Origin of the sequence: Massilia sp. GER05 (genome assembly GCF_052056005.1) — a bacterium.
GTDB lineage: Bacteria > Pseudomonadota > Gammaproteobacteria > Burkholderiales > Burkholderiaceae_D > Telluria > Telluria orientalis.
Genome location: NZ_CP178858.1, coordinates 6,717,512 through 6,731,392, shown reverse-complemented (window position 1 = coordinate 6,731,392; position 13,881 = coordinate 6,717,512). Strand labels below are relative to the sequence as shown.

17 protein-coding genes are annotated in these 13,881 nt (G+C 67.6%); 1 reads left to right on the top strand and 16 read right to left on the bottom strand.

Translation table 11 applies throughout. From position 1 onward, the window contains the following. Window positions 1–106 precede the first annotated feature (106 nt). Window positions 107–733, top strand: a complete 627-nt coding sequence (flgA, locus tag ACL58G_RS29620) for a flagellar basal body P-ring formation chaperone FlgA (RefSeq protein ID WP_413387088.1) — start codon at window positions 107–109, stop codon at window positions 731–733. Here the strand turns inward: flgA and ACL58G_RS29615 are convergent. From ACL58G_RS29615 to fliF, 16 genes are read right to left on the bottom strand one after another with little or no spacing between them, the layout of a single operon-like run. Next, window positions 723–1,445, bottom strand: a complete 723-nt coding sequence (locus ACL58G_RS29615) for a glucosaminidase domain-containing protein (RefSeq protein WP_440964048.1) — start codon at window positions 1,443–1,445, stop codon at window positions 723–725. The two genes, flgA and ACL58G_RS29615, sit on opposite strands and share 11 nt — an antisense overlap. Further along, window positions 1,432–1,860, bottom strand: coding sequence for a flagellar export chaperone FlgN (gene flgN, locus ACL58G_RS29610; protein ID WP_413387090.1), 429 nt, complete (start codon window positions 1,858–1,860; stop codon window positions 1,432–1,434). Before flgN ends, ACL58G_RS29615 begins: the two co-directional genes overlap by 14 nt. 4 nt (window positions 1,861–1,864) lie before the next feature. Next, entirely contained in the window at window positions 1,865–2,143 is a 279-nt protein-coding gene (flgM, locus tag ACL58G_RS29605; RefSeq protein ID WP_413387091.1) for a flagellar biosynthesis anti-sigma factor FlgM, read from the bottom strand. Window positions 2,144–2,172: 29 nt separating this feature from the next. Continuing rightward, on the bottom strand, window positions 2,173–3,141 hold the full coding sequence (locus ACL58G_RS29600) for a flagellar motor protein MotB (protein ID WP_413387092.1): 969 nt from the start codon (window positions 3,139–3,141) through the stop codon (window positions 2,173–2,175). A gap of 13 nt (window positions 3,142–3,154) precedes the next feature. After that, on the bottom strand, window positions 3,155–4,045 hold the full coding sequence (motA, locus tag ACL58G_RS29595) for a flagellar motor stator protein MotA (RefSeq protein ID WP_056123405.1): 891 nt from the start codon (window positions 4,043–4,045) through the stop codon (window positions 3,155–3,157). Window positions 4,046–4,071: 26 nt separating this feature from the next. Further along, window positions 4,072–4,803, bottom strand: a complete 732-nt coding sequence (locus tag ACL58G_RS29590; protein ID WP_413387093.1) for a FliA/WhiG family RNA polymerase sigma factor — start codon at window positions 4,801–4,803, stop codon at window positions 4,072–4,074. A 23-nt stretch (window positions 4,804–4,826) separates the two neighbouring features. Further along, on the bottom strand, window positions 4,827–5,288 hold the full coding sequence (locus ACL58G_RS29585; protein WP_440964047.1) for a flagellar basal body-associated FliL family protein: 462 nt from the start codon (window positions 5,286–5,288) through the stop codon (window positions 4,827–4,829). Window positions 5,289–5,339: 51 nt separating this feature from the next. Continuing rightward, window positions 5,340–6,500, bottom strand: a complete 1,161-nt coding sequence (locus ACL58G_RS29580) for a flagellar hook-length control protein FliK (protein WP_440964046.1) — start codon at window positions 6,498–6,500, stop codon at window positions 5,340–5,342. Between the two features lie 2 nt (window positions 6,501–6,502). Further along, complete coding sequence (locus ACL58G_RS29575) at window positions 6,503–6,832, bottom strand: hypothetical protein (protein WP_440964045.1); 330 nt, start codon at window positions 6,830–6,832, stop codon at window positions 6,503–6,505. Continuing rightward, window positions 6,825–7,214, bottom strand: a complete 390-nt coding sequence (fliS, locus tag ACL58G_RS29570; protein ID WP_440964044.1) for a flagellar export chaperone FliS — start codon at window positions 7,212–7,214, stop codon at window positions 6,825–6,827. The genes ACL58G_RS29575 and fliS overlap by 8 nt, the downstream gene beginning before the upstream one ends. 10 nt (window positions 7,215–7,224) lie before the next feature. Beyond that, window positions 7,225–8,643, bottom strand: a complete 1,419-nt coding sequence (gene fliD, locus ACL58G_RS29565) for a flagellar filament capping protein FliD (protein ID WP_440964043.1) — start codon at window positions 8,641–8,643, stop codon at window positions 7,225–7,227. 14 nt (window positions 8,644–8,657) lie between these two features. Next, on the bottom strand, window positions 8,658–9,110 hold the full coding sequence (gene fliJ / locus ACL58G_RS29560; RefSeq protein ID WP_413387099.1) for a flagellar export protein FliJ: 453 nt from the start codon (window positions 9,108–9,110) through the stop codon (window positions 8,658–8,660). Then, entirely contained in the window at window positions 9,107–10,423 is a 1,317-nt protein-coding gene (gene fliI / locus ACL58G_RS29555) for a flagellar protein export ATPase FliI (RefSeq protein ID WP_440964042.1), read from the bottom strand. Before fliI ends, fliJ begins: the two co-directional genes overlap by 4 nt. Beyond that, a complete protein-coding gene (fliH, locus tag ACL58G_RS29550; RefSeq protein WP_413343260.1) occupies window positions 10,420–11,112 on the bottom strand; it encodes a flagellar assembly protein FliH in 693 nt (230 codons plus the stop codon). The genes fliI and fliH overlap by 4 nt, the downstream gene beginning before the upstream one ends. Further along, window positions 11,109–12,131, bottom strand: coding sequence for a flagellar motor switch protein FliG (locus tag ACL58G_RS29545; protein ID WP_413343258.1), 1,023 nt, complete (start codon window positions 12,129–12,131; stop codon window positions 11,109–11,111). Before ACL58G_RS29545 ends, fliH begins: the two co-directional genes overlap by 4 nt. After that, the gene (gene fliF / locus ACL58G_RS29540; protein ID WP_440964041.1) at window positions 12,112–13,866 is read right to left on the bottom strand and encodes a flagellar basal-body MS-ring/collar protein FliF; all 1,755 of its coding nucleotides are present in this window, start codon (window positions 13,864–13,866) and stop codon (window positions 12,112–12,114) included. The genes ACL58G_RS29545 and fliF overlap by 20 nt, the downstream gene beginning before the upstream one ends. Window positions 13,867–13,881: the final 15 nt, after the last annotated feature.

Genomic DNA, 13,881 nt, shown 5'->3' with positions numbered 1-13,881 from the left:
CCGCAGCCACTATTCTCTAATGATTGCTTTCTGTAAGGCAACCCTTGCCGCTTCATCACTGATACTATTTTCTGCGTTCGCGCAAGCGGCGACGCCGTCGATTCCCATGCAAATCGAGCAATCGGCCCGTGCCGAACTGGAAAGACAGATGGCCGCGTCCGGCTTGACCGAACCGCAATTCGAGATTGCCGTCGTGACCGCGCGGCCGGCGCCGCCGTGCAGCCAGCAAGTGGCCGTGGAACCGCTCGATACCCGTTTTCCCCAGAGGATGCGCTTCGTGGCGCGCTGTCCGGACACGCCCGGATGGCGGTACGAGTACGTCGTCCGCGCGCGCGTGACGGCCATGGTCGCGATCGCGGCGGCGCCGGTGGCGGCCAATGAAGCGTTGACGGATGCACAAGTCACGATCGAGCGGCGTGATATTTCCAACATTGCCGATCCGATCAGCAATCCGGCCGACGCGGTCGGACAAATGTCTCGTCGCATGTTGCGTCCAGGAGACATTTTGCGCAGCGGCCAGCTCAGCAGCCCCGTTTTGGTGAAGCGCGGCGATGCCGTCATGATGATCGCGCGGCGCGAAGGCATCGAAGTCAGCATGGCCGGAGAAGCACTGGATGCGGGCAGCAAGGGCGCGGTCGTGCGCGTGCGCAACGCCGGCAGCGGGCAAGTCGTGCGCATGCGCGTCGCCGGACCCGGCGCGGTTGAGCCGATCGACATGGCGATCAGCCGCTGATGTTCTGCAGTTTGCCGGCCAGGCGCGACAGCTTGGCCGCATAAGCGGGGTCGGTGGCATAGCCGCCCTTCGCGAGGCCGGCGGCAAAGGCCTGGGCGTCGGCGCCGGCGCCGAGTGCGCCACGGAAGCGCGGATTGTCGATCAGCATCTGCGCATAATCGCGGAAGGCGCTGGCCTGGTCCGGGTAGGCGCGGAACTTCGCGCTCGTCTTGATGGCGGCCCCGGCGACGTATTCGGTGGTGGCGGACTGGGCGACATCGCCTTTCCAGCTGGCGCCGGCCTTGATGCCGAACAGGTTATAGGATGAACTCCCGTCCGCATTGCGCAGCGGACGCTGGCCCCAGCCGGATTCCAGTGCGGCGTGCGCGGAGACGAGCTCGGGTGCCACGCCCAGCTTGTCGGCCGCTTCTTTCGCCCATGGCGCGATGCTTTCCAGGAAAGCCTGCTGGTCGGGCGACGCGTCGGTGTCGCCGCCCATCAGGGCCGCCGTTGCGCCCTGGCTGCGCGCGGCCCACATGCGGCCCTCCGCGCTGAGCTGTGCGCTCGGCGCGAAATCGCCGCCGCCGTTCTGGATGAAGTCGGTGACTTCGCCCTGCACCTCGTTGAAGATGCCGCCGAATTTGCCGCCGCCGTTGCCGATCGGCGCGGTGGGCGCGGTGGCCGCGGTCGGGGTCAATGAGGGGATCGACGTCGTGAATTCAGCGTGGCGCATAGGTATCGTCTTCGCCGTGCAGCAGGCGTTGCATGATCGTAAATTGTTCAGCCATCAGATTGCCGTTGCGCGTCGTCGCCTGCTTGCAGTCGCGCACGAGCGTCTCGAGCTGTTCCCAGTCGGCCTGGCCGCGCGTGCGCTGCGGCGCCGGCAGGCTGCCGAACAGGTCGTCCATCGTCGCTTGCGGGCCCAGCAGGGCGCGCACGAGCTGCACGCGCTGCTGGCGGCGCTGTTCCATCGCGTCCAGCTCGGGCGCGAGGGATTCGGCCAGCAGCGTCAGTTCGGTGCCGCGGTGGCGCATCGCGGCCTGGAATTGGCGTTCCAGCAGGTCGCGGATCGTGCCGCAGGCGGTCAGGTCGGCCTGGACACCATCCAGCAGGCGCACGACGGCCTGGTCGCGGGTCATGCGGCTCATGGGTTCACGCCTTGCTGCCGTGGAAGCGCTGGATCAGGCCGGCCAGGCGGCCCGCGTCGAACGGCAGTTCGCCCTTGGCCAGCGCGTCGCGCAGCTCGGCCACGCGGGCGGCGTCGAAGTCGGGCAGGGCGCCAAGCGCTTTCTGGGCCGGCTGCAGCACGGCGGATTCGAGGGCGTCGTTGCCCGCCGGGGCGGCGACTGGGGCCGCCGCCGGCGCGGCGGCGGCGCCGCCCACCTGCGGGGCGATCGAGACGGAAGGCGAAGAGGCACTGGAAATCTTCATGCGTGGTCCTCGGGTTTTCGATTGAATCGTCATGGTTTCTTTACCATCTGGCTGCGCAGGTCCTTCAGCGCCGGATCGTCCGTTGTGGACGTGGACGCGTCGGACGTCAGGGCTTCGGTATCCGCCGGGGTGCCGAACATGGTCTTGATGGCAGCCGCTTGCCTGCTGGTCAGGATCAACAATTCGATACGGCGGTTGGCCGAAGCATCCGGATGGGCCGCGTCGATCGGGGCGCGGTCGGCCATGCCGACCAGTTGCAGGATGCTGGTGTTGCGCATCCCGCCGACGAGCAGTTCGGACCGCGCAGCCAGAGCGCGGTTGACCGACAGGCTCCAGTTGGAATAGCTGGTCGGTCCGGCCTTAGTGTACTGCAAGGAGTCGGTGTGGCCTACGATCAGCATCTGATTTTCCATTTTTTCGAACAGCGGCGCCATCGCACGCAACAGTTTTGCGAACTTGGCGGTCGGCAGCGGGCTGCCGCGCACGAACATGCCCTGGCGGTCGGTGTCGTGCAACATCACGCGCAGGCCGTCCGGTGTGATCACGGTGGCAAGGTTCGACGCGAGGCCGGCGTCCGCGCTCATCTGCTGGAGCTGGTGCGCCAGCGCGGCCAGTTCGGACGGCGATTCGTACTTCGTGCGCACCGTCTGGGTATTCGCCCTGGCGCCGGCCGCCGGACCTTCGGCGCCGCCGTTGCTCTTCGGGAGCTGGAAGCGTTCGATCAGGCTGCCGGCGGGGCTCGACTTGATTTCCGGCTTGCCGCCCGTACCTTCGATCAGGCCGCTGGCCGTGTTGTCGCGCACGATGTTCTTGACCTGCTGGGCTTCGCGCGCGGCGATCAGCCACAGCACGAGGAACAGCGCCATCAGCGCCATGCAGAAGTCGGCGAAGGCGACCTTCCACGCGCCGCCGTGTTCGTCGTCGTGATGCTTGCCGCCGCCACGTTTGACGATGGTCGCTTCGTGCTTTTCGGCGGCGACTTTCTTGGTTGCTTGCACTTATCGCTCCAGATCAGGCCTTGCGCCTGGCGCCGGCGTCCTCGCCGTCGGCCATCGCGTTGATCCACGCTTCGAGCTGGGCGAAGCTGGGCTTGGTGTTCAGCTGGATCAGGCGGCGGCCCGCGTCGATCGCCAGCAGGGGCGGCTTGCCGGCGACGTGGGTGCACAGCACGACCTTCACGGTTTCCATCGTCGACGCTTCGGAATTGACCAGCTGCTTCATCATGCCGGAGATCGGGTCGAGCACGCCGTAGCAGAAGAAGATACCGATGAACGTGCCGACCATCGCGGCGCCGACGTGTTCGGCGATCTCGGCGGTGTCGGCCCCTTCGCCGACCGAGTTCATCGTGATCACGATGCCCAGCACGGCGGCCAGGATGCCGAAGCCCGGCATTGCCTCGGCGATCTTGTGCAGCGATTTCGACGGCTGGGTCAGTTCGTCGTGGATGGCCTCGAGTTCCTGTTCGAGCACGCCTTCCAGCTCGTGGGCGTTGATCTTGCCCATTGCCATCAGGCGGAAGTTGTCGACGATGAACGCCAGCAGCTTCGGTTCTTCGAGAATCCGCGGATAGCGCTGGAACATCGGGCTGTCCTTCGGCGCCTCGACGTGGGCGTCGAGTGCCTTCAGGCCGCCCGCGGCCGTCTGCAGCAGTTCGTACATCAGCAGCAGTAGCTGGCGCTGGAATTCGGAGTCGTGCTTGTGCTTGCTCGCGACCTTCCTGACCTGGGAAAACAGTTCGGCCAGCACGTGCTTGGGGTTGCCCAGCACGAGTGCGCCGACGGCGGCGCCACAGATGACGAGCATCTCGGTCGGTTGCCAGATGGCGAGGGCGCTGCCGCCCATCATGAGGTAGCCGCCGAACACGGCACCGAGCACGATGAGAATGCCAAGGATTTGCATGATTGTTATTACCTTTCTTGTCTGGTCGTTCAGGCCTGGGCGAGCGCCGCTTTCATCTTGGCCAGCGCACTCTTGTTGAGCTGGCAGACGCGGGCGTCGGACAGGTCGAGCACGGCCGCGATTTCCTTGTAGCTGAGCTCGAATTCATAAATCATCTGGATCACGCGCTGCTCGCGTTCGTTCAGGGCGCCCAGTGCCTGCTCCAGGCTGCGGCGTACCATGAACTGTTCTTCCGGACCGGGGGCGTTGTGGGCGCGCTCGGTCGCTTCCTGCAGCACATCGTCGAAGCTGAGCAGCTCCTCGGCAACGTCATCCAGCAGGAACTGGCGCCAGTCTTCCTGGCTGATGCCGAGCGCCTCCGCCGCTTCCTTGTCGTTCGGCTCGCGGCCGAGCTTGCGGGTGAGGGCACGCACGGCGTCGCGCATCTTGTGGCTGTCCTGGCGCACGGCGCGCGGGCGCCAGTCCTGGCGGCGCAGCTCGTCGAGGATCGCGCCGCGCACGCGCAGCGACGCGTAGCTGGAGAAGCCGGTGTCCGGGGTGCCGTAGCGGCGCAGCGCTTCGAGCAGGCCCATCAGCCCGATCTGCTCCATGTCCTCGCGTCCCATCGCGCCCGACACCTGCGACGTGAGCTGGCGCGCGATGCGCTTGACGAGCGGGGCATAGGCGACGAGATGTTTCTGCTCTTCGGCCGCGCTCATGGCCGCGTGGATGGCGGCGTCGGCATATTCGCTGCTGGCGTAGCTGTCGGCGTAGTCGGTCATGTAACCCACGTTGTCCCCGATGGTTATTCGATGATCAGCTTGCCGATCATGACTTGCACGAACGGTTTTTCCGTGTGCTCATGCTCATAATTGGCGTCGAAGGATTTGTTCAGTTCTTCCGCGTACTGTTCCACCGTCATTCCGGCCGCTTCCTTCATCGTGTAGGCCGACAGGGTACGCACCGCCAGGCTGCGCAGCAGCGGCAGGTTTTCCTTCGTTTCCTTTTCCTTCTCCGCTTCCGTCGACAAGACGAGGTCGGTCGACAGGTAGTGGGTGTCGGTGTCGTCCGGGCCGCGGCGCAGCATCACGATGACCTTGTCCAGCGTCACGTACTTGACCGGCTTGCCTTCCCTGGCCCTTTCCGCTTCCGCTTTTTTCGCCGCGCCGGCAGCTGCCGCGGGCTTGGGCATGAACCACCAGACCGCGCCACCCGCACCGGCCGCGCTCACGATCACGGCGCTGGCGATGGCAATCATCATTTTCATTTTGCTCATGTTGGTACTTGCGCCCGAAAGCGCTCTCGATTCGTCCGTTGCTTACGAGTCGCGGCCGAGATTGAACACGGACGCGGGGTTGCCGGCCTCGGCCAGACCGCGGCCGGGCTCGTTGTCCTGGTCGCGGCCTTGCTGGCGGCCGCGGCCCTGCTGCTGCGGGTCGCCGAACGGCGCCGCATGGTTCCTGGGTGCCGGTGTCACCGTCACGGCGACCTCCGTGTACTGGCGCTGCGACAAATCGTTGCGCAGGTTGTCGCTGACGGTCTGCAGCTGGCGCAGCACGTCGCCGTTGGTGGCCGAGATGTTCACTTCCAGCATGCCGGCGCTGTGGCGGATCGCAATGTCGATGCGGCCCAGCTGGGGCGGCTCGATGCTGATCGTGGCCTGCTGCACGTTGCCCGCGACGTGGACATTCAGGCGGTCGCCCAGCGTTTCCTGCAGAGTCTGGCGCCATGCGGTCGGCGGACCGGCCAGCTTGACGGTGTCGGCGGCCGGCTGGGCAGCCGGCAAGGTCACGGCGCCCACGACCGGCGCGGCCGTGGCGCCGCCCGGCTGGACGCCCTGCGCACCGGACCCGTCCGTCGCGGCGTCCTGGCCGCCGGTACCGGCGTTGCCGTTGGCGGCATTGCCCTGGACGGCCAGGCGCACGTTGGCGGCGGTCGCATCCTGCTGGGCGGCTTGCGCGAGCACAGCCTGCGGCAGGGCCACCGGTGCGCGGCGGGCCTCCTGGCCCGAGACTGCGAGCGGCTGCGCCGGCGTGTCGGCCTTGCCGGTCTCGTCCGTGCCGGTGTGCGCGCCGCCCTGGGCAGCCTGCACGGCCTGGGTGACCTGTTGCGGCGACAGCGGCATCAGCGGCATCGTCATCGCGGCCAGCAGGGGATTGTCCGGCGTGGCGGCGTCGTCGGCCGGCGCAGTGTCGGTCGCGGCGGCAGTCGCGGCGTCGGTGGGCGCGCTCGCTTGCGCGGCGGCGGCGTCCGCTGCCGGATCCGCTGCGGCGTCGGTCGGCGCCTGTGTGCCCGCGACGTTCTGCAGGCCGAGCCAGCGGGCGAACGTCTTGCCCGGCGCCTGCGCCGGCGCGGTGCCTGCGGCCGTGGATTGCGTGGCTGCCGCCGCGGTCGGTGCATCCTTGGCGGCAGCCGGGGCATTCGCCTGCTTGGCGGCCGGCTGGGCCGACGTGGACGGGGTTGCGGTGTTGAGCATCATGGTCATTCCTGGCTTGCGCCTGATTCTGTTTCGCTGTGCATCGCGTAGGCGATCCAGCCGTCCTTGTTGGCGCGCATCTCTTCCAGGCGCGGTTCGAGCGCGCGCGCGGCGGCGGCCACGTCGCGCGCGGCCGTGTCGTGCTGGGCACGCACGCGTTCCAGCGCGGTGCGTTCCCCGGCGGTCCACGGCCCCTGTGCGGCGAGCGCCTTCAAGGCCGGGAAGAGGGCACGGGCCTGTTCGCCCAGCCGGTCCCAGTCCTGGCGCGCGGCGGCGTCCTGCAGGGCATTGCCTAATAGCGCCAGCGGTGCAAGCCGGTCGGTCCTGTCAGCCATTGCGCGCCTGTACGCCGGCCCAGCCCTGGCGGATGGTGGTCAGGATGCGCACGACCTCGTCGATCATCGCCGGGTCCTGCTTGATGCCGGCGCCGTGCAGGTGCGTGACGCAGAAGTCATACAGGTTGGCGAGGTTGGCGACGACCTGGCCGCCGGTCTCGAAATCGAGCGAGCTGGACAGGCCGTTGATGATGTCGACGCATTTGTTGATGCTGTGGGCGCGCTGTTCGTAGCGCTTGGCCACGATGTGGGCGCGGGCGCGCGCCAGTTCGTCGAGCAGGCCATCGGTCAGCACCAGGACGAGTTCGATCGGCGAGGCGCGCGACGTTTGCGCGTCCAGGTTGGTGGTGTGATAGCTGCTGTAGGCTTCGGTATAAGACATCTCGAATCTCTCAGTTGGAGGAGTCGCTGCTGAACAGCGAGCTGAACATCGACGAATTTTGTTGCATCCTAGCCTGCAGGGTCTGCAGAGTGGTGTACTGCATCAGGTAGCGCTGGTAGGCCGCGTCGTACTTGGCGTCGAGGTCCGTCTGGCGCTTGCTCAGGTCCGACTGCAGCTTGGTGATGGCGTCGGTACGCTGCTGGATCTGGCCGCTGGCCGCGTTGCTCCACTGGTTCAGGTACTTGTTCATGGCACCCGCGATACCGGTCGGCGCGCTGACGCTGCTCGAGCCGATCAGCGTGTCGAGGCCAGTCGGATCGATCGCCAGCCGGCTTTGCAAGTCGCTTGCCTTCAGGGTTAGCGTGCCGTCACGGGTCCCCGTGATGCCGAAGCTGGCCAGCGACGTGGCGCCGGACGGACGAAGCAGGTTGACGAGGGTGTTCTGTAGATCGCGGATGCCGGCGTCGTGGGCAAAGATGCCCGCGGCGACGTTGTTGGCAGGGTCGCCGGACGACACCAGACCGTCGATCGTGCTCTTGAGCTTGTTGTAGGCGTCGATGAAGGCTTGCGCGTTCGCCGTGGTACCGCTCGTGTCCATGCCGACCGCCAGCGTGATCGGCGTGGCGCCCGGCGCTTGGGCCTTGGCCGCGGTGAACGAAACCCCTTCGATGTTCGTGAACGTGTTCGATGCCTGCTGGATCCGGGTGCTGGCAGGATCGGCGGGATCGCCGAGCCAGACGACGGCATCCTGGGCGTTCTTGACGACGGTGCGCGCCGTGAAGCCCGTCTGCAGGCCGGCGTCGGTGGCGTTCGAGGCGTCGACCGAGATGGTGTTCGCGACGCCGGTGTTCTTCGACGTCAGCATCAGGCGGGCGACGCCGCCGACCGTGACGATACCGGCCGACACCTTGCCGGCGTTGCCGCTGGCGCGGTTGATGGCGGCCGCGATTTCGCGCACGCTTAAGGTGCCGTCGCCGCTCGTGTCCGCGCTGGCGTCCAGCTGCACGTCGAAATTGGCCGTATTCGTTCCCGCGCCTTCGTTGGCGAGGTTGATCGTCAACTTGCCGCCCAGCGCCGCGCCGTCCGCGAGGCTGTTGTACGAGACCTGGCTGCTGGTCGCCACCGTTTCCACGAACAGGCTGTAGGCGCCGGCCGCAGCGTTTGCATTGGCGGTGGCAGTGCCGATCGTCGTGTCGGAGAGGGTGGCGCTCTGGGCCAGCACCGACTTGCCGGTGCCGGCCAGGTTGGCAAGCGAGGTCTGGAAGGCCGAGATCGCGGAGCCGAGTGTCGTGAGGGCCTTGGCCGTGGCGGTCGCGTTGTTGGACTGGGTGGTCAACTGGTTTTGCGAGCCCTCGATGTACTTGTCGGCCAGGGCCTTGGCGGTGCTGGTCGGGTCGTAGGTGGGGGCGGTGATCGCGCTCGTTGCCATATCGGTTCTCCTGCTTATACGTTCTTTGCCAGCCACGACTGCGTGGCGATCTCGTCTTCGCGTTTGCGCTGCGTGCGTTCCTGCGCACGCGCATACGCGTCCTCGTGCTGCTCCAGCACCTTGCCCAGCAGCTCGCGCCGCGTCCAGGCCTGGGCCAGATGCTTCTGCGCGACGGCCATGTCGGCCTCGTGCAACTGCAGGTCGGTCCGGTGCGTATCCGCCAGCGCGAACACGGCCTGCTTGTAATTGCCGCAGTTGATGGCCAGCGCCGGCGACAGCGCGCGTGCGCCGGCCGGCTGCCCCGACGGGCCGCTGCCTTCCGCCAGCGCCGTCAGGCGCTCCACGCTGGCCTGGTAGCGCGCACGCGTCGCCTCCTTCTTCGCCAGCGCCGTCTGCATGCGTTCCACTTCGGTGCTGCGCACGCGTACGAGCGTGTCCAGGCTGGTGATCGTCTCGCGCTTGCTCATGCCATCATCGCTTTCAGTTGGTCGACGCAGTCCGCGAACGGCGCGTCTTCGCGCGTGCCCTGGCACAGGAACGCCTCGATGTGCGGATGCAGCTTCACGGCGCGGTCGGTTTCCGGATCGGCGCCCGGCTGGTACGCGCCGAGCGGGATCAGGTCGCGCACGCGCGCATGCTTCGCCAGCGCGGCCTTCAGCTTGCGCGCCGCCTGGGCGTGTTCCGGCGTCACCACCTGCGCCATGCAGCGGCTGATGGATTGCGCCACGTCGATCGCCGGGTAGTGTCCGCGTTCGGCCAGTTCGCGCGTCAGCACGATGTGGCCGTCGAGGATCGCGCGGGCGCTGTCGACGACCGGGTCCTGCTGGTCGTCGCCTTCCGCCAGCACGGTGTAGATGGCGCTCATGCTGCCCTGTTCGTTTTCGCCGTTGCCGGCCGATTCGACGAGCTGCGGCAGGTTCGAGAACACCGACGGCGGATAGCCGCGCGTGGCCGGCGGCTCGCCCAGCGACAGCGCCACTTCGCGCAGCGCCATCGCGTAGCGCGTCAGCGAATCGCACAGCAGCAGCACGTTCTGGCCGCGGTCGCGGAAGTGCGCCGCGATCGAGTGGCACAATTCCGTCGCCATCACGCGCATCAAGGGACTTTCGTCGGCCGGCGCGACCACCACCACGGCGCGCTTCAGGCCTTCCGGACCGAGCGACTTCTCGATGAACTCGCGCACCTCGCGGTTACGCTCGCCGATCAGGCCCACGACGATCACGTCGGCCACGGTCTGGCGCGTGATCAGGCCGAGCAGCACGGATTTACCCACGCCGGAGCCGGCCATCAGGCCGACGCGCTGGCCCTTGCCGAGCGTGAGCATCGAATTGATCGCGCGCACGCCGACGTCCAGCGGTTCTTCCACCGGGGCCTTGCGCAGCGGGTTGACCTTCGGCGGCGTCGTCGACAGGGTTTCCTCTCCACCCAGCTTGCCGCGGCCGTCGATCGGTTCGCCCAGGCCGTTCACCATGCGGCCCATCCACGACGGGCCGATCTGGATGCTGGACGGGCCCGTGGCCGGCAGCACGCGCGCGCCGGTCACGAGGCCGTCGGCCTGCTTGAACGGCATCAGGTACGTGACCTTGTCGCGGAAGCCCACGACCTGCGCGTCGAGCCACGAGCCGTCGACGGTCTCGACGCGGCAGCGCTGGCCCGTGTGCAGGCGGCAGCCCACGCTTTCGAGCAGCAGGCCCTGCACGGCGACGAGGCGCCCGGTGGGCGTCGCGACCGGCGGGGCCTTGATCTCGAGTGCGCGCAGGGTTTCGGCCAGTGCGCTCACTCGGCGTCCTCCTTCGCGGCCGAGTCCAGGCTTTCGCGGACTTGCGTCATGCAGGCGGCGAGGCGGTTCTGGCAGCCGGCGTCCACTTCATGGTCGCCCGCGCGCACGCGGCACTCGCCCAGGTCCAGGGCGGGATCGGACATCAGGTTCCACTTCTTGGCGCGCTTCGGATCGAGTTCCTGGATGCGCTTGAGTTCTTCCGGATTCATGAACACTTCCACCTCGTCGCGCGTCGGCGGCATCGCGGCCAGCGCCTCGTCGACGAGGTTCAGCATCTGCACGGGTTGCAGCGCCAGCTCGGCGCGGATCACCTGGCGGGCGATCTTGCCGACCAGGTCCACCACTTCCTTGCGCTGGGCGTTGCGGAATTCGGTCTTCATCTTCTTCAGGCTGCGCAGCATGGCGTCGACCGGCTTGGCCATCTGCTCCAGTTCGGCCAGCGCCTGCTGGCGGCCTTCGGCGATGCCGCGCTCCACGCCCTCGGCATGGCCCGCGTCATAGCCGTCGGCACGGCCTTCGTCCAGTCCGACTTCATAGCCTTCGCGCTGGCCCTGGCGATAGCCATCGGCCACCGCGCTCTGCCAGTCCTCGGTCGGCGTGGCGGAGGACGACGATTGCGCGCCCTTGGCCGCGCCGGCGGCGATGAACTGCGCCAGCGGCGGGAAGTGATAAGGCCGGAACTGCTTCATTCGGCAGTCGCCTCGGCAAACAGCTGGACTTCGATCTCACCGTTGTCGACGAGCTCCTTGACCTGCGCCATGATCTCCTGGCGCGTCTGCACGATGCGCGACATCGGCACCGGGCCGGAACGCTTCATGAGGTCCTCGAAGCTCTGTGCCTGGCGCTTCGGCATCGCGCCGAGCAGCGCGTCGCGCAGCGCGGGTTCGGCACCCTTGAGCGCGATCGCCCACTGCTCCAGCGGGATCTCGTCGAGCAGGCGGGTGATCGTCTGCTCGGTCTGTTTCGACAGGATGAAGAAGTCGTACATCGACATCTCGATCTTCGACACGACATCCGGATCGTGCGCGCGCAGCAGCTCGACCATCGTGGCGCGGTTGTTCGGCAGGCGGTTCAGGATGTCCGCCGCCTGGCGCACGCCTTCCACGGTGGCGCTCTGCGTGTCCAGCGCGGACAGGCAGCGCTGCACCAGCTCTTCCAGCTCGGTGAGCAGGTCGCGGTCGATCTCTTCCAGGCGCGCCAGGTTCAGCAGGACCATCTCGCGGCTGCCTTCCGGCAGCGCATCGATGATCTGGCCGGCCAGCGCGGGCGGCAGGAAGGCGAGGAACACGGCCTGCATCTGCACGTGTTCGGCGGCGATATAGTCGGCCAGCCACTTCGGCGACGCGTACTGCAGGCGCGCCATCATCGGACGGATGGCGTCGCCGTAGATCGTGTTGAGCACGGAATTGGCGATCTCGCTGCCCAGGGCCAGGTCGAGCGAACGCTTCAGGTAGCTGCGCGAAGCGCCGTGCAGGCCGCTCTGCTGGCGGTAGTCGTCGAAGAACTTCTGGATCGAGTTCTTCACGGCGTCGACCTTGATGCCGCTCATGCGGCTCATCACCTGGGTCAGTTCGATCAATTCCTCGCGTTCGAGGCAGCGCAGAACGGCCGCAGCCGGTTCTTCACCGATGGACAGCAATACGATTGCGGCCTGTTCGACCGGGCTCAGCACTGCTTCCTGCACGTCGTTATTGTTCAGATCCGGCATTTTTCTTTTGCACCCATTGTTTGACCACTTCCGCCACCCGCTCCGGCTCCTTGCCCGCCAGGACTTTCAGGTGATCGACCATCACATCCACGGCCGAGCCGGCCGGAGGCAAATCGTATTCCTCGAGCAGCGCCTGGACCGGCAGCGTGCCGCTGGTCGATGCTGCCGCCGCGTCGTCCGGCAGGGCCGCCGCCGCGGTGGCGCCCGGGGCCGGCAGCGCGCCGGCGCTGTGCGCGGCACCCGGCAGGGCGTTGCTTGCACCGGCCTGGACGGTCGCCAGGTTCGGCGCGGCGGCTGCCGCCGCCTGTTGCGGTGCGACGCGCTGGTTCAGCATGCGCATCAGCGGACGCAGGACCAGCAGCCAGCCGAGCAGGGCGCCGAGCGCATACATGCCGTAGCGGACCATGTCGACGATGTTGTCGCGCTCCTGGTACCACGGCTCGACCGCGACCGGCGCCGGGAACGACAGCGCGGACACCGTCAGCACGTCGCCGCGGGTGGCGTCGATGCCGAGGCCGCCGCGCAGGATCTTGTCGATGTTGGCGATCTCGGCCGGGGTCCAGCCCGTCTTCGGCGTCGCGGCCCTGGCGTTGTTCAGCACCACCGCCACCGACAGCTTCTTCAGGCGGCCGCGCGAGCGCTTGATCTGCGTGATGGCGCGGTCATAGGCGTACTGGCGCGTCGTCGCGTTCTTGCGTGCGCTGCCGTCGTCCGCCTTGGCGTTCGGGTCCGCGGCGGCGCCGTTGGCAGCGGCATTCGGATCGGCCGGCGGATTGGCGGTGACCGGCGGACGGTTCGACAGCGTGCCCGGCACGCCCAGCGCCATGCGGCTCTTTTCCATCTCCTCGCGCATCGCTTCGCTGGTGACTTTCGGGTCTGCGCCGTATTTCTCCTGGGTTTCCTCGATCTTGTCGTTGTCGACGTCGGCCGTCACGCTGACCTTGAAGTTGTCGGCGCCGAGCACGGGGCCGAGCAGGCCGGCCACGTTGGCGCGCGCTTCATCCTGGTAGCGCTTGGCGGCGGCATCGCCCTGGGCGGCGCCATCGAAGCCTTCGGTCAGGTCCACGCGCGACGACAGGTAGTTGCCGTTCTGGTCGACGAGCGACACGCGCGCCGGCGCCAGGCCCGCGACGCTGCCCGACACCATGTTGACGATCGCGGCGATCTGTTCGTTCGACAGCGTGTGCCCCGGCTTGACCGCCACCACGACGGAGGCGGACGACTTGTCGCCGTCGCTGGCGACGAACGACGAGGACTTGGCGATGGCCAGGTGCACGCGTGCCGAGGCGATGGCGTCCAGGGTCTGGATCGACTGCGCCAGCTCGCCTTCCAGGCCGCGGCGGAAGCGCACGTCCTGCACGAACTGCGACACGCCCAGCGGGTCGTTCTTGTCCATCAGCTCCAGGCCGGCCGGCAGCTGCGCGGTCACGCCCTTGGCGGCCAGCAGCATGCGGACCTTGCCCAGCTGGCCGGTCGGCACCATGACCTGGCCCGAATCCGGGTGGATGCGGTAGGGCACGTGCTCGGCGTCGAGCACGCTCATCATGTCGCTGGCGACGACTTTCTCGTGGGCGCCGAACACCGGTTTGTAGCCGGCCTGGTCGTTCCACATGTAGAGCATGACGGCCGCGGTGATGCCGATGGCCAGCACCAGCATCGGGGTCAGGTTCCTGGTCAGCGCGGGCGGCAGGGCCAGGCGCTTGCCGCCGAAGGCGGACTTGAGAGTAGCAATCACGATCGGTTCGTTCCC

Excerpts from the sequence above, each read along its gene's own strand:
- fliD (WP_440964043.1), bottom strand. The coding sequence starts at position 8,643 with ATGGCAACGAGCGCGATCACCGCCCCCACCTACGACCCGACCAGCACC.
- ACL58G_RS29585 (WP_440964047.1), bottom strand. The coding sequence starts at position 5,288 with ATGAAAATGATGATTGCCATCGCCAGCGCCGTGATCGTGAGCGCGGCC.
- ACL58G_RS29545 (WP_413343258.1), bottom strand. The coding sequence starts at position 12,131 with ATGCCGGATCTGAACAATAACGACGTGCAGGAAGCAGTGCTGAGCCCG.
- ACL58G_RS29580 (WP_440964046.1), bottom strand. The coding sequence starts at position 6,500 with ATGATGCTCAACACCGCAACCCCGTCCACGTCGGCCCAGCCGGCCGCC.
- flgN (WP_413387090.1), bottom strand. The coding sequence starts at position 1,860 with ATGAGCCGCATGACCCGCGACCAGGCCGTCGTGCGCCTGCTGGATGGT.
- ACL58G_RS29615 (WP_440964048.1), bottom strand. The coding sequence starts at position 1,445 with ATGCGCCACGCTGAATTCACGACGTCGATCCCCTCATTGACCCCGACC.
- flgM (WP_413387091.1), bottom strand. The coding sequence starts at position 2,143 with ATGAAGATTTCCAGTGCCTCTTCGCCTTCCGTCTCGATCGCCCCGCAG.
- flgA (WP_413387088.1), top strand. The coding sequence starts at position 107 with ATGCAAATCGAGCAATCGGCCCGTGCCGAACTGGAAAGACAGATGGCC.
- ACL58G_RS29575 (WP_440964045.1), bottom strand. The coding sequence starts at position 6,832 with ATGGCTGACAGGACCGACCGGCTTGCACCGCTGGCGCTATTAGGCAAT.
- fliS (WP_440964044.1), bottom strand. The coding sequence starts at position 7,214 with ATGTCTTATACCGAAGCCTACAGCAGCTATCACACCACCAACCTGGAC.
- ACL58G_RS29590 (WP_413387093.1), bottom strand. The coding sequence starts at position 4,803 with ATGACCGACTACGCCGACAGCTACGCCAGCAGCGAATATGCCGACGCC.
- fliJ (WP_413387099.1), bottom strand. The coding sequence starts at position 9,110 with ATGAGCAAGCGCGAGACGATCACCAGCCTGGACACGCTCGTACGCGTG.
- fliH (WP_413343260.1), bottom strand. The coding sequence starts at position 11,112 with ATGAAGCAGTTCCGGCCTTATCACTTCCCGCCGCTGGCGCAGTTCATC.